The organism is Cellulomonas sp. EB106-03-03-XG116 (genome assembly GCF_058792015.1).
Genome location: NZ_JBYTEP010000005.1, coordinates 53,075 through 70,297 on the forward strand (window position 1 = coordinate 53,075; position 17,223 = coordinate 70,297).

Genomic DNA, 17,223 nt, shown 5'->3' on the forward strand with positions numbered 1-17,223 from the left:
GCGCGACGCGGGGGCGGACCGGGGCCGTCGAGCCGGACGGCGCCCTGCCGGCGGCCCCGGCGGCGTGCCGGGATCGGGTGCGGCCGACGCCACACGCGCGCCGCACCCGCGCGCCCCGGCGGGAGGGGCAGGATGCTGGGGGCGCCACCCCGCGGCGCCGCACCGAGGAACGGGGGACGGATGACCAGGCTCCGGGTGCCGGTCCAGCTGCGCTGGTCCGACATGGACGCGTACGGGCACGTGAACAACGTCGAGCTGCTCCGGCTGCTCGAGGAGGCGCGCATCGAGGCGTTCTGGGCGCACCCCGCGCCCGCCGACCCGCTGGGCGAGGGCGCCACGCCCGCGACGGGACCGGCCGACCGCGAGACGTGGCCGACCGCCGTGCTCGACGCCGGGCCGGGCGCGCGCACCGCGACGCTGGTCGCCCACCAGGAGGTCGAGTACCTGCGCCCGCTGGGCTACCGCCGGACGCCGGTCGTCGTCGACATGTGGATCGGCCACCTCGGCGGGGCGAGCATCGACGTCTGCTACGAGGTGCACGACGCGTCCCCCGACGACGCGGGCGCCGGTGCGCCGGGTCCCTACGCGCGCGCGGTGACCACGCTGGTCCTGGTCGACGCCGCGAGCGGCTCGCCCCGCCGGATCGGCGAGACGGAGCGCGCCGCCTGGCTCCCGTACGTCGAGGCTCCGCCGACCTTCCGCCGCCGCGGCCGCTGACTCCTCGCGTGCGCCGACTGCCCGCGACCCGAGACGGGTGCTCCCGACCACCGACGCCGGGGATTCCAGTTCGCCCAGATAGGACCCGCGCGCCGAGATAGGGCCGCAGACGGTCCTATCTCGGCGCGGCGGTCCTATCTCGGCGTAGAGGCGGGCGGGCGGGTGCAGGCGGGCGCGGGCGGGCGCGGCGCGGGCCCGCGCCGGGTCAGCGGGGGAGGTCGCGGCGCGAGCGCTCCGCCGTCTCCGCCGCGCGGGCGATGTTGCGCTGCATCCCGCCGAACACCACCCCGTGGAACGGGTACACCGACCACCAGTACAGCTGCCCCAGCAGGCCGTGCGGGTGGAACACCGCGCGCTGCGCGAACCGGGTCGGCGGCGTGGTCCAGCGGTCGGGGGACACGTCGGCGGGGCGGTCGTCGGCGCCGGTGGAGCCGGTCGCGGGGCGCGCGGGCTCGCCGCCCTCCGGCTCGACCCGCAGCTCCAGCCACGCCAGCCCCGGCAGCCGCATCTCGGCGCGCAGCCGGAGCAGCCGGCCGGGCTGCACCTCCTCGACGCGCCAGAAGTCCACCGCGTCGTCGACGACGAGCCGCCTGGGGTCCCGCCGGCCGCGCCGCAGACCCGGTCCGCCGACGACCCGGTCCATCAGCCCGCGGACCCGCCAGGCCAGCGACCACGAGTACCAGCCGCGCTCGCCGCCGACGGACTCCAGCACCCGCCACAGCGCCGCGGGCGACGCGTCGACGTCGACGCTCCGGGCGTCCTCGTAGAGCGAGCCGCCGGCCCAGTCGGGGTCGGACGGCAGCGGCTCGGACGGCGCACCGGGCACGCCGGCCGACGACCAGCGCGTCGTCACGTCCGCCTCCCGGATCCGGGCGAGCGCGAGCTCCAGCGCGCGGGAGAACGAGATCAGCCCCTCCGGCGGGTCGGGCACGTACTGGGCGATGTCGTGCTCGTCGCAGACGACCTCGTGGATCAGCGACTCGACGAGCGGCCGGGCGATGCCGGACGGCACGGGGGTCACCAGTCCGACCCAGTGGCTCGACAGGCGCGGGGTGAGGACCGGCACCTTGACGATCAGCCGCCGCGGCAGCCCGGCGGCCTTCGCGTACCCCTGCATCATGTCGCGGTAGGTCAGGACGTCGGGCCCGCCGATGTCGAACTCCCGGCTGACCTCCGGGGGCATCGACGCCGACCCGACCAGGTAGCGCAGCACGTCCCGGACGGCGATCGGCTGGATCCGGTTGTCCAGCCACTTGGGCACGGTCATGGCGGGCAGCCGTTCGGTGAGGTACCGCATCATCTCGAACGACGCCGAGCCCGAGCCGAGGATGATCGCCGCGCGCAGCACCGTCGTCGGGACGCCGGAAGCCAGCAGGATCTCGCCGACCTCCTTGCGCGACGCGAGGTGCGGGGACAGGTCCTCGGTGTCGGGGGACAGCCCGCCGAGGTAGACGATCCGGCCGACGCCCGCCTCGCGCGCGGCCGCGCCGAACACCAGCGCCGTGTGCCGGTCGCGCTGCTCGAACCGGCGGCCCGAGCCGAGCGAGTGGATCAGGTAGTACGCGACGTCGGCGCCCTCGAGCGCGGCGCGGATCTCCTCGGGCTCGGCCGCGTCGGCCTGGGCGACCTCGACCGCGTCGTACCAGGGGCGGCCGCGCAGCCGCTCGGGGCGCCGGGCGATGGCGCGCACCCGGTACCCGGCGGCCAGCAGCTCGGGCACGAGGCGGCCGCCGACGTAGCCGGTCACGCCGGTGACGGCGACGAGCGGGGCGTCGGGGCGCGGGCGGCCGTCGGGCCCGACGCCGGGGACGATCCCGGTCAGGGTGCGGGCGACCGGCTCGTGGAGCAGGTCGTCGGCGGTGGGCGCGTCCGCGCCCGGGGTGGTCACGGCGGGGTCCTGGGGCACGTCCGCAGTCTCCGACGCCCCGGGGCGGCCCGCATCCGGTGGCCCTGCCGGGACGTGGTCGGTCCGGCCCGACCCACCCGCGGCGTGCCCGCGCCACAGCGTCCGCGCCGCGGGTGGGTGCATGATCGGACCATGGGCGAGCAGGGGTCGGGGGAGCAGGGCTGGGCCGCGGTCGAGGCGTACCTGGTCGAGGAGCTGGTGCCGGAGAGCGCCGCGCTGGTCGCGGCGCGGGACGCCGGCCGCGCGGCCGGGCTGCCGGCCATCGAGGTCGCGCCGACGGAGGGCCGGCTGCTGTGGCTGCTGTGCCGGATCGCGGGCGCGCGGCGGGTGCTGGAGTTCGGCACGCTCGCCGGGTACAGCACGCTGTGGTTCGCCGACGCCGTCGGGCCGGGCGGGCACGTGACCACGCTGGAGATCGACCCGGCGCACGCCGCGGTGGCGCGGGACAACTTCGAGCGGGCCGGCGTCGCGGACCGGGTGCGGCTGGTCGAGGGGCCGGCGGGCGACTCGGTCGAGGGGCTGGTCGCGCAGGGCGAGGACCCGTTCGACCTCGTGTTCATCGACGCCGACAAGCCGAGCAACGCGCGCTACCTCGACCTCGCGGTGCGGCTGTCGCACCCCGGGACGGTGATCGTGGTCGACAACGTGGTGCGCCGGGGCGAGGTGGCCGACGCGGCGTCCGGGGACCCGCGCGTGGTCGGCTCCCGGGAGGTGCTGCGCGCGCTCGGCAGCCACCCCCGCCTGGACGCGACCGCCCTGCAGACGGTCGGCGCGAAGGGCTGGGACGGCTTCGCCCTGGCCCGCGTCCGGGACTGACACCCGGCCTCCGGCGAGGTCACCGGCGAGGTCAGGAGAGCAGCGCCAGGGTCTCCTTCTCCGCGACCGCCTGGGAGCGGGTGGGGCGGATCGTGGTCCCGTGGGTCCACAGGTCGACGACGCGCGGGTCGATGTAGGACGCCCGGCACACCGCGGGGGTGTTGCCGAGCTCGTGGGACACCGCCTTGACGACCGTCGCCACGACCCGCCGCCGGCCGCGCTCGGACTTCGGCGCCGCGCCGGACGCCGCCAGCCCGCGCGCCGCGAGCACCGTCGCGTGCCAGGTGCGGAAGTCCTTCGGGCTGGCGTCGTCGCCGAGCCGGTGCTTCACGTCCGCGCCGACCTCGGCGCTGGTGATGTCGTGCCAGCCGTCGTCGTCGCGCCACGCCAGCAGCTCGGGTCCGCCGCCGCGCCGGCGCAGCAGGGTGCCGACGAGCTCCGCCACCTGCGCGTCCTCGACGACGACGTCCCGGATCTGCCCCGACTTGGCCGGGTAGTGGAACCGCACGGCGGTCTCGGCGCCGTCGTCGTCGGCCAGCACCTGGACGTGCTCGCGGCGCAGCGTCGCCAGGCCGTACGAGCCGTTGCGCTGCGCGTAGCCCTCGCCGCCGGCCCGGAAGTACGCGAGGTCGAGCAGCCGGAACGCCAGGGCCAGCGCCTTCGCCCGCGGGAACCCCGGGAGGGCGAGGTCGCGGCGCACCGACCGGCGTGCGGCCGGCAGCCGCCGGGCGACGTCGAGCACGTGGTCGTGCTTCAGCCGGTCGCGCCGGCGGCGCCACTGCTCGTGGTAGAGGTACTGCCGCCGCTGCGCGTCGTCGAGCCCGGCCGCCTGGATGTGGCCGTTCGCCCACGGGCTGATCCACACGTCCTGCCAGGCCGGCGGGATGGCCAGCGCGGTGATCCGGTCCAGGTGCTCGACGTCGGTGATCCGCGTGACGCGGTCGACGTCGAGGTAGGAGAAGCCCTTCCCTGCACGTCGCCGGGTCCACCCCGGGGAGTCGATCCTGACCCGTCGCAGCCTCACCACCGGGACACTGTGCACCGGGGTGCGGGGCCCCGCCAGCGGAGCGCCTGAGCCGTCAGGGAGGCGGCGCGACCACGGCCGCGCCGCGGGTCAGGCCGTCGGGACCCGGACCATGCCCTCCTGCGCGATCGTCGCCACCAGCGCGCCCGACCGGTCGAACACCCGGGCGCTGCCGAGCCCGCGGCCGCCCTGCGCCGACGGGCTGTCCTGGTCGAACAGCAGCCAGTCGTCGACCCGCACGTCCCGGTGCCACCACATCGCGTGGTCGAGGCTCGCGACGGACAGGCCCGGCGTCAGCCAGGAGAGCCCGGCGCGACGGAGCACGGGCTCGAGCATGATCTGGTCGCACGCGAACGCGAGCAGCGCGCGGTGCAGCAGCTGGTCGTCCGGGAGGGCGCCCTTGGCGCGCATCCACACCCGCTGCCGGCCCTCGGGCGTCGGGGCCGGGCCGAGGTAGAGCGAGCCGCCGACGTGCCGGACGTCGAACGCGCTCTCGTGCGTCCAGAACCGGGCGACCGGGTGGTCGAGGTGACCCATGCGGTCCATCGCCGACTCGACGTCCTCGGGCGCCGGGACGTCCGGGGCGGGCTCGGTGTGCTCGACGCCGGGCTGGTCCTCCTGGAAGGACGCGATCATCGACAGGATCGGGTCGCCGTCCTGGGCGGCGTGCGTGCGCCGGGCCGAGAACGACCGGCCGTCGCGCAGCCGCTCGACGCCGAGCTCGATCGGCGTGCCGACCTCGCCCGCGCGCAGGAAGTAGCCGTGCAGGGAGTGCGGCAGCCGGCCCGCGGGCACGGTGCGGCCGGCGGCGACCAGCGCCTGCGCGACGACCTGGCCGCCGAACACCCGGCCGCCGGGCTTCGGCAGGCTCGCGGCGGTGAAGGCGTCCGGGCCGGCGCCGGGGGCGACGTCGAGGACGGCCAGCAGCGCGGTGATCGGGTCGGGGGCGGTGGCGGGAGCGGTCGAGGGCGCGGCGTCGGTCACGCGGGCCAGCGTCTCACGCCCCCGGGCCCCGGACGGTGCCCGTCGGCGTCGGCTGCGTGCCCGCGCCCGCCCGGCTCAGCGTCCCGCGGTGTTCACCAGCGAGTGCGCGGCCCGCTCCAGGTAGTCCCACAGCGTCGCCTCGTACAGCGGCGCCAGCCCGAGGGTGTCGACCGCCGCGCGCATGTGCCGCAGCCACCGGTCGCGCGCGTCGGGGTCGACGGCGAACGGCATGTGCCGCATCCGCAGCCGCGGGTGCCCGCGCTCCTCGGAGTACGCGGTCGGCCCGCCCCAGTACTGCTCGAGGAACATCGTGAGCCGGCGCTTCGCCGGGCCGAGGTCCTCCTCGGGGTACATCGGCTTCAGGACCGGGTCCGTCGCGACGCCCTCGTAGAACGCGTCGACCAGCCGGGTGAACGTCACGTGGCCGCCGACGGCCTCGTAGAACGACTCCCGGCGCCGGGCCTCGGAGCTGCCCTCGGGCGCCGGGGCGACGGGGGACGGGGCGGGCGCGGCGGCGGTCAGCGGGAGGGTGGGGCCGGCCGGGCGGGGCGCGGGGAGCGGCGGCTGCTCGGACATGGCCCCAGTCTCGCACCGCGCGCGGCGGGGTCCGGGCGTCGCACCGGGTCGCGGGCCGCCGCGCGGACTAGGCTGGACGGCAGGCGACCGCCCGCGCGGGTGGCCGCGGGGGCAGTCCGGCACGAACAGCACGACGGGGGTTCCATTGAGCAAGGCAGAGCAGATCCTGGTGGCGCTGGGCGGCGGCGGCAACGTCGTCGACCTGGAGCCGTGCATCACGCGCCTGCGGGTCGAGGTCACCGACCCGCAGCGCGTCGACGAGGACGCCCTCAAGGCGACCGGCGCGTTCGGCGTCGTGCGCTCCGGGCGCATCGTGCAGGTCATCGTCGGCCCCGAGGCCGACAACCTGGCCGCGGAGCTCGACGGCCTGCGCTGAGGCAGGCCGCCCCGCGGACGACGACGGCCCCGGCAGCACCCGACCCCGAGCGGGTCCGGTGCGGCCGGGGCCGTCGCGCGTCCGGCGGGCTCTGGCGGTGAGGTCGGCACGAGCTCGCGAGGTCGGCAGGAACGAGTGACGACCTCACGGTCTTGTGACGGCCTCACGGAGGTTGGTCCGGGCCGCGGGGCTGCCGCGGCAGCGGTGCGGGCGGCGGACCGGGCGCGCCGGGTCAGTCCGTCGTCGGGTCGTCCGTCGCCGAGACGCGCTCGCGGTGCGCCTCCAGCGCCTCGCGCTGCCCGGCGAGCGGGATGTCCGCCGCCTCCAGCGCCTCGCGGACCGCGGTGCGCAGCGCGCGGGCGACCGCCCACTGCCGCGCCGGGGCGGTGCGCTGCACGAGCTTCACGGTCACCGCGTCGAACGACAGGTCCTCGGCGGTGGTGACGGTGGCCGAGCCCTCCATCGACGGGCCGAGCGCCGGGTCCTCGGCGAGCCGCGCGGCCGCGCCGACCAGCACGTCGCCCACGCGGTCGAGGTCGGCGAAGTAGTCGACCTTCACCTCGACGACGGCGTTCGCCCAGCCCTGGGTCTTGTTGCCGACCCGGAGCATGGAGCCGTTCGGGACGTACCAGAGGGTGCCGTCCGCGTCGCGGATCTTGGTCACCCGCAGGCCGACCGACTCCACCGTGCCCTGCGCGGGGCCGACGTCGACCACGTCGCCCACGCCGTACTGGTCCTCCAGCAGCATGAACATGCCCGACAGGAAGTCCTTCACCAGGCTCTGGGCGCCGAAGCCGAGCGCCACGCCGACGATGCCGGCCGACGCGATGAACGGTGCGATGTTCACGCCGACCTGGTCGAGCACCGAGAGCACGACGATCGTGCCGATGACGATGCCCGCCGTGGACCGCAGCACCGAGCCGATGGTGCGCGCCCGCTGGGTGCGCCGGGCGTTCGCGATCGGGTTGACCTTGCGCAGCGCGGCGGCCACCTCGCCGCCGCCGAGCGGCTTGGCGATCCCGCGCTGGAGCAGGGACGTGCCGTCGGCGATGTGCTCGGTGACGGCCTTGATGAGCCGGCGGACCACCAGCAGCGCGACCACGCCGATCACGACGATGATCGCGATGCGCAGGCCCGGGCCGAGCAGCCAGTCGACGAGCGCGTTCGCGTTGTCGGCGAGCTCGGCGCCCGGGTCGTCGCCCGCGGCGGCGAACGCGGAGGGGAGGGACGAGAAGATCACCGGACCACGCTAGCGGGAGCGCGCGGCCGCCCGCCGCCCCGGCGCAGGGCGCCCGCCGCCCCCGCACGCGGCCCGCACGGGACCCTCACACGGGTCCCGCGCGGGGGCGGGGCGGGGTCAGCGCCCGGCGGCCGCCAGGCCCGTGCGGTCCGCGACGAACTGCAGCTGCTCGACCGTCAGGGCGATCGTGCGGGACAGCGCCCGCCCGCCGTGGCCGACCCCCTTCTCGCGGCGCACCAGGACCGGCGCGTCCTCGACCGGGGCGGACGTGGCGGCCTGCAGCGCGGCCCCGAGCTTGCGGGCGTGCAGCGGGTCGACGCGGGTGTCGCCGTCGAAGATCGTGAACAGCGTCGCCGGGTACGCGGTGCCCTCGACGACCCGGTGGTACGGCGAGTACGACAGCAGCCAGTCCAGCTCGCGCGGGGTGTCCGCGTCGCCGTACTCGTCGCTCCACGTCGTGCCGAGCCCGAACCGCTGGTACCGGACCATGTCGAGCAGCGGGGCCGAGCAGACGACCGCCGCGAACGTCTCCGGGTGCTGGGTGAGCGCGGCGCCGACCAGCAGGCCGCCGTTCGACCCGCCCCAGCACGCCAGCCGGTCGGTGGTGGTCCAGCCCTCGTCGACGAGCAGCCGGGCGACGGCGTGGAAGTCGTCGAACACGTGCTGCTTGTGCCCGCGGCGCCCGGCGCGGTGCCACTCCTCGCCCTCCTCGCCGCCGCCACGCAGGTTGGCGACGACGTACACGCCGCCGGCCTCGACCCACGCGAGCGTGGTCGCGGAGTAGGCGGGGTCGAGCGAGATCTGGAAGCCGCCGTAGCCGTAGAGGATCGTCGGCGCCGGGGCCAGCGGGCGGCCGTCGGAGTCCAGCGCGTCGGCGCGCGCCACGACGAACGCGCGCACCTCCGTGCCGTCGGCGCTGGTCGCGACCACGCGCTGCACCCGGACGTCGGGCAGGTCGGCCACGGCGCCGGGCGGGGCGGCCCAGAGCGTCGTCGTGCCGGACTCCGCGTCGTACCGGTGCACCTCGGTGACCGTCGTGTGGTCGGTGTAGGTGAACCACACGTCGGCGCCGCCGTCGGGCCGGGTCACGAGCCCGCCCGTCGAGCCCAGCCCGGGCAGCGGCACCGTGCCCGCGGCGTCCGGGAGCCGCTCGCCGGTCGCCGGGTCGTGCACCGTGATCTCGCTGACCGCGTGCCGGCGCCAGGCCGCGACCAGCCGCCGCGGGGTCGTGTCGTCGCCGCCGCCGTCGGTGAACGCGACGTCCTCCAGGACGGCCTCGGGGTCCTCGGCGAGCAGGGTCGTCCAGTGCGGGACGCCCGGGTCCTCGGGGTCGCCGACGGCCAGCCGGCCGCGGTCGGCGTCGAGCGTGGTGTGCACGTAGAGCCGCCCGTCCCGGCCGACCCAGGCGGCGATCTCGGCGTCGTGGCCGACGGCGACCTCGCGGAACGCGGGCACCGCGCCCGGCTCGGTCGCGTGCAGGTCGGCGATCCACACGTCGGTGCGCGGCGCGGTGCCGGCCGACGCGGAGACGATGAGCCACCGGCCGTCGCGGGACACGGAGACGCCGTAGTAGTTGGTCAGGTCGAGGCCGGCGCCGAACACCTCGACGTCCTGCGCCGCGTCGGTGCCGACCACGTGGCGCCACACCCGGCGGTGGTACTGCTTCTCGCCCTCGGGCAGCAGCTCGGGCGCCAGGCGGCGCACGTAGAAGAACGAGCCGCCGCCCGGCTCCCACGCGACGGGGGAGTACCGCGCGCGGTCGACCGGTCCGTCCACGAGCTCGCCCGTCGCCACATCGAGCACGTGCAGCACGCTCTCCTCGGTGCCGCCGTGCGACACCTGGTAGGCGAGCAGGTCGCCCTCCTTGCTGGGCTGCCACGCGTCGAGCGTGGTCGTGCCGGCCGGGTCGAGCGCGACCGGGTCGACCAGGACCCGCTCGCGCTCGCGGCCGGGGGCGTCCGGGTCCGGCTCGGCCACGACGACGACGCCGTGCTCCTGGTCGCCCGTGCGGCGGGAGAAGAACCGGCGGTCGCCGCGCCAGGCCGGGGCGCCCACGAAGCCGGCGCCGAGCAGCGCGCGCAGCCGGCCGGTCAGCGGGCCGGTCGCGAGCGGGCCCTCGGCGAGGGAGCCGGACGTGACCCGCGCGCGGTACGCGGCGTACAGGTCGTCCTGGGCGGTCGACCAGGCCTCGGTCTCGGCGTCGTCGGCGTCCTCCAGCCAGCGGTACGGGTCGGCGACCGCGCGGCCGTGCAGGTCCTCGACCAGGTCGAGGCGGCGGGCGGCGGGGTAGCCGGTGGTGGGCGTGGCGGCGGCGGCCGCGGCGGCGGCGTGCTCGGCGGTCATGCGCGCCACCCTACGGCCCGGCGCGACGGGGGCCGCCGCGGGCTCCGGGCGGGTGCCGGGACCGGCCCGCACCCGCAGCCACCAGCGCGGCTGCCCGGCGTGAGTGGTCCCCCTCTGGCAGGATCGGCGTGTGGCCGAGCACACCGCCCCCGAGTCCCTGCTGGACCTGGCACGGGCGCACGGCGTCGCCACGGAGTTCCAGGAGTTCAACGGCGGGATGCGCGACGTCGCGCCCGCCACCCTGGTCGCCGTGCTGGGCGCGCTGGGCGTCGACGCCTCGACGCCCGAGCGGGTCGAGGTCGCGCTGCGGCACGCCGAGGACGTCCCCTGGCGCCGGGTGCTGCCGCCCGTGGTCGTCGTCCGGCAGTCGGACGACGTCCGGGTCCCGGTGCACGTCACGCACGGCGACCCCGTCCGCGCCTGGGTCGAGATCGACGGCGCCGAGGGCCGCGGCCGCCGCGCTGCGGGGGCGGTGACCGAGCGGGTCGAGCTGGAGCAGGCCGACGTCGTCGTGGAGCCGCGGACGGTCGACGGCCGCGAGGTCGGGCGCGCGACGTTCGTGGTGCCCGCGGGGCTGCCGCTCGGCTGGCACCTGCTGCGCACGTCCGGCCCGTCGGGCGAGGCGGCGAGCCCGCTGGCCGTGACGCCCGACCGCCTGGAGCTGCCCGCGGCGCTGGACGAGAAGCGCGCGTGGGGCCTCATGGTGCAGCTGTACTCGGTGCGCTCGCGGGCGTCCTGGGGCGCGGGCGACCTGCGCGACCTGGCCGACCTCGCGTGGCTGTCGGGCCACGAGGCGGGCGCGCAGTTCCTGCTCATCAACCCGCTGCACGCCGCCGAGCCGGTCCCGCCGCTCACGCCGTCGCCGTACCTGCCGACCACGCGCCGGTTCGTGAACCCGCTGTACCTGCGCGTCGAGGACGTGCCGGAGACGGCGTACCTGTCGTCGGCCGACCGCGCGCTGGTCGCGTGGTCCGCCGAGCAGGCGCTCGCGCTCGACACCGACGACGGGCCGATCGACCGCGACGTCGTGTGGGCCGCCAAGAAGGCCGCGCTGGAGGTCGTGTTCGCCGCGCCCCGGTCGGCCGCCCGGCAGTCGGCGTTCGACGACTTCCGGCGGCGCGAGGGCCGCGGGCTCGAGGACTTCGCGCTGTGGTGCGCGCTGGCCGAGCAGCACGGCGCCCCGCCCTGGCCCGCCGATCTCCGCGACCCCGCCGCCCCCGGCGCTCTGCGCGCCCGGACCGAGCTCGCCGACCGCGTGCGGTTCTACTGCTGGCTGCAGTGGCTGTGCGACGAGCAGCTCGGCACCGCGCAGCGCACCGCCCACGAGGCGGGCATGTCGATCGGCGTCATGCACGACCTCGCGGTGGGGGTGCACCCGGACGGCTCGGACGCGTGGGCGCTCGGCTCGGTGCTCGCCCGCGGCGCGTCGGTCGGCGCCCCGCCGGACATGTACAACCAGCAGGGCCAGGACTGGTCGCAGCCGCCGTGGCACCCCGCCGAGCTGGAGCGCGTCGCCTACCGGCCGTACCGGGACATGCTGCGCACCGTCCTCCGGCACGCGGGCGCCGTCCGGATCGACCACATCATCGGGCTGTTCCGGCTCTGGTGGATCCCGCAGGGCAACAGCCCCGCCGAGGCGACCTACGTCCGGTACGACCACGACGCGATGATCGGCATCCTCGCCCTGGAGGCGCACCGCGCGGGCGCGGCCGTCATCGGCGAGGACCTCGGCAACGTCGAGCCCTGGGTCCGCGACTACCTGCTGGACCGCGGCGTGCTCGGCACCTCGATCCTGTGGTTCGAGAAGGACGCCGAGGGCCGGCCGCTGCCGCCCGAGGGCTACCGGCGGCTCGCGCTGTCCTCGGTGACCACGCACGACCTGCCGCCCACGGCGGGCTACCTCGCCGAGGAGCACGTCGCGCTCCGCGAGCGGCTGGGCCTGCTCACGGAGCCGGTCGAGCAGGTACGGCGCGCGGCGCGGGCCGAGCGCGAGGCGATGCTGGCGGTGCTGCGCGACCGCGGGCTGCTGGGCGACGACCCGAGCGAGCGCGAGGTCGTCGAGGCGCTGCACCGGTACGTGCTCCGGACGCCGAGCGTGCTCGTCGGGGTGTCGCTGGCGGACGCGGTGGGGGAGCGGCGCGCGCAGAACCAGCCCGGGACCGACCAGGAGTACCCGAACTGGCGGGTGCCGCTGGCCGACGGCGCCGGGCGGCTGGTGCTGCTGGACGACCTGTTCACCAACGCGCGGCTGCGGTCGCTCGCGGCGGTGCTGGCCGAGGGCTGAGCCCCGCGGGCGGCGCCGGGCCCCTCGCTAGGCTGCCCCGATGACCACCTGGCCCCCGCGGCGCGTGCGCGTCGTCGGCAACTCCGGCGCCGGCAAGACCACGTTCGCCCGCGCGCTCGCCCGGCGCCTCGGCGTCCCGCACCGCGAGCTCGACGAGGTGTTCTGGGGGCCGGGCTGGGTGAAGAAGGACCCGGAGGTCGCCCGGGGCATCCTGCGGGAGTTCCTCGACGGGGCACCGCGCGGGTGGGTGGTCGACGGCAACTGGAACGACGTCCGGCAGGGGCTCGCCGACGACGTGGACGCCGTCGTGTGGCTCGACTACCCGCGCCCGCTCGTCATGGCGCGGGTCGTGCGTCGGACGCTGGCGCGGGCGGTGCTGCGCCGGCCGATCTACCACGGCAACACCGAGTCGCTCGCGTCGCTGCTGCGCACCGACCCGGAGGAGAACATCGTGCTGTGGTCGTGGACCGAGCACGCGGCCTACCGGGAGCGGTACCGGCGGCTCGCGGCGACGGGGACGGTCCCGGTGGTGCGCCTGCGCACCCCGCGCGCGGCGCGCCGCTGGCTGGCGGCCCTCCCGCAGGCGCCGCCCGCCGACCGCTCGCCGAGATAGGACCGCTGCGCCGAGATAGGGCCGTGGGCGGTCCTATCTCGGCGCGTGGGTCCTATCTCGACGATCGACCCCTGGGTCGCCGCCCGGGACGACGACGCGCCCGGCGCCCGTCCCCGCGTGCGAGGTCGGGCGCCGGGCGCGTCAGGCCGGGCCGGGGTGCGGGTCAGACCTCGTGGTAGTGCCGGTCGGCCGCCTGGGCCGCCAGCAGCCGGCGCACGCCGTCGCGGGCCTCGACCACCAGCCGGCGCAGCGCCGGGGCTGCGTCCGGGTGCGCGGCCAGCCACGCGTCGGTCGCCCCGGCCACGTCGACCGCGCCGTCGCCGGCGTCGTCCGCCAGCTCGGTCGGGTAGAGGCCGGTCACGATGTTCTGCGCCATCTCGTTGGTCTTCTCGGACCACACGCGCTCGAGCCCGTCGAAGTACGGCGCCACGAAGGGGCGGAGCAGCGCGCGGTCGTGCACGCGACCGAACCCGCCGATGGTGGCGGCCTGCAGGGCGTTCGGCAGCGCGTCGGACTCGACGACGGCGGCCCAGGCGGCGGCCTTGGCGTCGGCCGTCGGGAGCGCGGCGCGGGCGGCCGCGGCGGCGCGCTGGCCGGTCGCGGTCGGGTCCGCCGCGAGCTGCGCGTCGATCTCGGCCTCGCCCGCGCGGTCGCCGGCGACCAGCGAGGTCAGCAGCTCCCAGCGCAGGTCGGTGTCGATCGACAGGCCCTCCAGGCGGGTGCCGCCGTCCAGCAGCGCCGCGACGGCGTCGAGCTGCTCGGTGGTCGACGCGCGGGCGGCGAACGCCTTGACGAGCTGCAGCTGGGTGTCGCTGCCGCCCTCGGCGTCGGTCGCGAGCGTCCACAGCGCGTCCGCGGCTGCGACCTCGGTGGCCGGCCGGTGCTCGGCGGCCACGTAGAGGTCGAGCGCGGTGTGCAGCTGGCGGAGCAGCACGAGCACGACCGAGGAGTCCGTCTCGTGCGCGATGTTGCCGAGCAGCAGGTCGACGTAGTCGCGCGCCGGGGTCTCGCCGTCGCGGGTCGCGTCCCAGACCGCCGCCCAGACGAGGGTGCGGGGGAGCGACTCGGTGAAGTGGCCGAGGTGCGCGATCGCGGTGGCGAGCGAGCGCTCGTCGAGCCGGACCTTGGCGTAGGCGAGGTCCTCGTCGTTGAGCAGCAGCAGGTCGGGCCGCTTCGTGCCGACGAGCTCGGGCACCTCGGTGCGCTCACCGTCCACGTCGAGCTCGACGCGCACGACGCGCTCCAGGCGGGTCTCGCCGGCGGCGTCCGCGACGACGTCGTAGCCGCCGACCACCAGGCGGTGCGGGCGCTGCACGGGGTGCGTCGCGGGGACCTCCTGGCGCACGGCGAGCGCGGTGATCCGCTCGACGCCGTCCTCGCCGACCTCGGACGCGACCTCCGGGCGCAGCAGCGTGACGCCGGACTGCTGCAGCCAGAGCGCCGACCACGCGGACAGGTCGCGGCCGGAGGTGGCCTCGAGCTCGGTCAGCAGGTCGCGCAGCTCGGTGTTGCCCCACGCGTGCTTGGCGAAGTACTGCCGGACGCCCGCGAAGAACTGCTCCTGGCCCACCCAGGCGACGAGCTGCTTGAGCACGCTCGCGCCCTTGGCGTACGTGATGCCGTCGAAGTTGACCTCGACGTCCTCGAGGTCGCGGATGTCCGCCGCGATGGGGTGCGTGGACGGCAGCTGGTCCTGGCGGTAGGCCCAGCCCTTCTCCAGCGAGGAGAAGGTGGTCCAGGCGGTCGTCCAGCGGGTGGCCTCGGCGGTCGCCAGGGTGGAGGCGTACTCGGCGAACGACTCGTTCAGCCACAGGTCGTCCCACCAGCGCATGGTCACCAGGTCGCCGAACCACATGTGCGCGAGCTCGTGCAGGATCGTCACCGCACGGCGCTCGACCGTGGCCTCCGGGACCTTGGACCGGAACACGTAGGACTCGAGGAACGTCACCGCGCCGGCGTTCTCCATCGCGCCCGCGTTGAACTCCGGCACGAACAGCTGGTCGTACTTGGCGAACGGGTACGGGAAGTCGAACTGCTCCTCGTAGAACGCGAAGCCGGCCCGCGTGATGTCGAGGATGTTGTCGGTGTCGAGGTGCTGCGCGAGCGAGCCGCGGCAGTAGACGCCGAGCGGGATGGTGCGGCCGTCGCGCGACGTGAGCTCGCCGTGCTCGTGGTGGTACGGGCCGGCCACCACCGCCGTGATGTAGGACGCGATGCGCGGCGTCGGCTCGAAGGTCCAGGTGGCGGTGCCCTCGTCGCGGCCGCCGTTGCGGTTGGTGCCGCCCTCGACGGGGACGGGCTGGCCGACGGCGGGGGAGTTCGACACGACCACCCAGTGCGCCGGCGCGGTCACCGTGAACGCGAAGGTGGCCTTGAGGTCGGGCTGCTCGAACACGGCGAACACGCGCCGGGAGTCGGCGACCTCGAACTGCGAGTAGAGGTAGACCTCGTCGTCGACCGGGTCGACGAACCGGTGCAGGCCCTCGCCGGTGTTCATGTAGGCGGCGTCGGCGACGACGACGACCTCGTTCTGCTCGGCCAGACCGTCCAGGCGGATGCGCGAGTCGGCGACGACGTCGGCGGGGTCCAGCTCGGTCCCGTTCAGCACGACGCGGTGCACGGCCGGGGCGATGAGGTCGAGGAACGTGCCGGCTCCGGCCTCCCGGGCGGTGAACCGGACGGTCGTCGTCGAGGTGAACGTCACCGGCCCCGTCGTCAGGTCGAGCGCCACGTCGTACGACTGGACGTCGACCAGCCCGGCCCGGGTGCGGGCCTCGTCGCGGGTCAGGTTCTCTGCGGGCACGCGGGGTCTCCTCGTGGTGCGGGGTCGCAGGTGTGCGGTGGTCAGGCTGCCTGACCGTCGCCGCATCATTCCACCAACCGGCGGGTGCGTGCGTCCGCCGGTGCCCCGGCCGCACGTCCCGCGGCCCGACCCCCCGCGTGACACGGCCCCGGGGTCACGAGGCATGATGGCGGACGGCGCGGTCGACCGGACGGCGCCCGTGTCCGCGCGCACGCACCCCGACGTCGACAGCCCGAGGAGCCCTCCCAGTGACCGAGACGACCGCGCCCGACCGCGACACCGCCGACTTCTGGTTCGACCCCGCGTGCCCCTGGGCGTGGATGACGTCGCGCTGGATGACCGAGGTGCAGCAGGTCCGCGACGTCGACGTGCGCTGGCACGTGATGAGCCTGTCCGTGCTCAACGAGGGCCGGGACCTCCCCGACGAGTACCGCGAGCTGATGGACGACTCCTGGGCCGCCGTGCGCGTGCTCACTGCCGCCAAGGAGCTGTACGGCGCCGAGCACCTCAAGCCGCTGTACGACGCGCTCGGCACCCGTCGGCACCCGGGCGGCCGCAAGGACACCTGGGCGATCATCCGCGAGTCGCTCGACGAGGTCGGCCTGCCGCAGTCGCTCGTGGCCTACGGCGACACCGACGAGTTCGACGAGCAGCTGCGGGCCTCGCACGCCGAGGCGATCGCGCTGGTCGGCGACGAGGTCGGCACCCCGGTCGTGGCGGTCAACGGCACCGCCTTCTTCGGCCCGGTGATGACGCCGGCCCCGAAGGGCGAGGAGGCGGGGCGGCTCTGGGACGGCTTCGTGCTGATCACCGGCGTCCCCGGCTTCTACGAGCTCAAGCGCACCCGCACCAAGGGCCCCGTCTTCGACTGAGCGCCGGCGCGCGCACCCGCCCCCGGGAGCGCGCCGCACCCGCCCCACCCCCGGAGGTAGCAGATGGCAGCCCTCGCGAACCTGAGCCGCGGCGTCAAGATCTTCCTGGCCGTCGACGTCGTGCTGGTCCTCGGCCTGGTCGTCGCGGCGATCGTCGTGCTCGGCGGCGGCTCCGACGGCGGCGGCGCGACCGCGAGCCCGTCGGCCCCCGCCTCGCAGGCCGCGTCCGGCGCCGCGACGGACGGCGCCACGACGGGCGCGACCAGCGACGTCGCGACGTCGTTCGCGTCCCCGACGGGGAACATCGCGTGCACCATGTCGCCCGACGGCGTGACCTGCACGATCGCGAACATCCAGTACGAGGTCCCGGCGTCCGAGGGGTGCACCGGCACCACCGGGCACACCGTGGTGCTGAACGAGGCCGACGGCGTCAGCACGCCGTGCGTCGAGGGTCCGGCGCCGGCACCGGCCTCGGCGGACACGCCCGTGCTCGAGTACGGGCAGACGCAGACCGTCGGGCCGTACACCTGCACGAGCGGTTCGAACGGCATGTCCTGCGTGGTCGACGAGACCGGGACCGGGTTCCGGGTCGCGACGGCGGCGCTGACGACGCTGCCCTGACGGCGGACCCCCCGCGACGCGCCGCGGCGCCCGCCCCCGGCCGGGGAC

Annotated in this window: 14 protein-coding genes; 7 read left to right on the forward strand and 7 right to left on the reverse strand. The window is 76.2% G+C overall.

Annotated features, from left to right (window positions below):
• The first annotated feature begins 180 nt into the window (after positions 1-180).
• Positions 181-717, forward strand: coding sequence for an acyl-CoA thioesterase (locus AC3WUG_RS03700; RefSeq protein WP_492326413.1), 537 nt, complete (start codon positions 181-183; stop codon positions 715-717).
• Positions 718-922: 205 nt separating this feature from the next.
• Here the strand turns inward: AC3WUG_RS03700 and AC3WUG_RS03705 are convergent, their stop codons facing one another.
• Positions 923-2,623, reverse strand: coding sequence for an SDR family oxidoreductase (locus AC3WUG_RS03705; protein ID WP_492326414.1), 1,701 nt, complete (start codon positions 2,621-2,623; stop codon positions 923-925).
• Between the two features lie 132 nt (positions 2,624-2,755).
• Here AC3WUG_RS03705 and AC3WUG_RS03710 point away from each other — a divergent pair, with 132 nt between their 5' ends.
• Positions 2,756-3,439: an O-methyltransferase gene (locus AC3WUG_RS03710; RefSeq protein WP_492326415.1), complete on the forward strand. Its 684-nt coding sequence runs from the start codon at positions 2,756-2,758 to the stop codon at positions 3,437-3,439.
• A gap of 31 nt (positions 3,440-3,470) precedes the next feature.
• Here AC3WUG_RS03710 and AC3WUG_RS03715 read toward each other — a convergent pair whose 3' ends face one another.
• The 3 genes from AC3WUG_RS03715 to AC3WUG_RS03725 form a co-directional block, all read right to left on the reverse strand.
• Positions 3,471-4,466 (reverse strand): DNA topoisomerase IB, encoded by a 996-nt coding sequence (locus AC3WUG_RS03715; RefSeq protein WP_492326416.1) that lies wholly within the window; start codon positions 4,464-4,466, stop codon positions 3,471-3,473.
• An 87-nt stretch (positions 4,467-4,553) separates the two neighbouring features.
• On the reverse strand, positions 4,554-5,447 hold the full coding sequence (locus tag AC3WUG_RS03720) for an acyl-CoA thioesterase (protein ID WP_492326417.1): 894 nt from the start codon (positions 5,445-5,447) through the stop codon (positions 4,554-4,556).
• Positions 5,448-5,522: 75 nt separating this feature from the next.
• Positions 5,523-6,023 carry a globin gene (locus tag AC3WUG_RS03725; protein ID WP_492326418.1) on the reverse strand — a complete coding sequence of 167 codons (501 nt, stop codon included), beginning with the start codon at positions 6,021-6,023 and terminating at the stop codon, positions 5,523-5,525.
• Here AC3WUG_RS03725 and AC3WUG_RS03730 point away from each other — a divergent pair.
• Positions 6,022-6,399 (forward strand): PTS sugar transporter subunit IIB, encoded by a 378-nt coding sequence (locus AC3WUG_RS03730; protein ID WP_492326419.1) that lies wholly within the window; start codon positions 6,022-6,024, stop codon positions 6,397-6,399. The two genes, AC3WUG_RS03725 and AC3WUG_RS03730, sit on opposite strands and share 2 nt — an antisense overlap.
• Before the next feature lie 232 nt (positions 6,400-6,631).
• Here AC3WUG_RS03730 and AC3WUG_RS03735 read toward each other — a convergent pair whose 3' ends face one another.
• Both AC3WUG_RS03735 and AC3WUG_RS03740 read right to left on the reverse strand, forming a co-directional pair.
• Entirely contained in the window at positions 6,632-7,639 is a 1,008-nt protein-coding gene (locus tag AC3WUG_RS03735) for a mechanosensitive ion channel family protein (RefSeq protein ID WP_492326420.1), read from the reverse strand.
• Between the two features lie 117 nt (positions 7,640-7,756).
• Positions 7,757-9,982: a prolyl oligopeptidase family serine peptidase gene (locus AC3WUG_RS03740; RefSeq protein ID WP_492326421.1), complete on the reverse strand. Its 2,226-nt coding sequence runs from the start codon at positions 9,980-9,982 to the stop codon at positions 7,757-7,759.
• A gap of 130 nt (positions 9,983-10,112) precedes the next feature.
• On the opposite strand from AC3WUG_RS03740, the gene malQ reads away from it, so the two are divergent.
• A complete protein-coding gene (gene malQ / locus AC3WUG_RS03745; RefSeq protein ID WP_492326422.1) occupies positions 10,113-12,266 on the forward strand; it encodes a 4-alpha-glucanotransferase in 2,154 nt (717 codons plus the stop codon).
• 40 nt (positions 12,267-12,306) lie between these two features.
• Complete coding sequence (locus AC3WUG_RS03750) at positions 12,307-12,879, forward strand: P-loop NTPase family protein (protein WP_492326423.1); 573 nt, start codon at positions 12,307-12,309, stop codon at positions 12,877-12,879.
• Between the two features lie 163 nt (positions 12,880-13,042).
• Here the strand turns inward: AC3WUG_RS03750 and pepN are convergent, their stop codons facing one another.
• Positions 13,043-15,682, reverse strand: a complete 2,640-nt coding sequence (gene pepN, locus AC3WUG_RS03755) for an aminopeptidase N (RefSeq protein ID WP_492326424.1) — start codon at positions 15,680-15,682, stop codon at positions 13,043-13,045.
• 248 nt (positions 15,683-15,930) lie between these two features.
• Here pepN and AC3WUG_RS03760 point away from each other — a divergent pair, with 248 nt between their 5' ends.
• Positions 15,931-16,554, forward strand: coding sequence for a mycothiol-dependent nitroreductase Rv2466c family protein (locus AC3WUG_RS03760; protein WP_492326425.1), 624 nt, complete (start codon positions 15,931-15,933; stop codon positions 16,552-16,554).
• 63 nt (positions 16,555-16,617) lie between these two features.
• Positions 16,618-17,175, forward strand: a complete 558-nt coding sequence (locus AC3WUG_RS03765) for a hypothetical protein (protein WP_492326426.1) — start codon at positions 16,618-16,620, stop codon at positions 17,173-17,175.
• Positions 17,176-17,223: the final 48 nt, after the last annotated feature.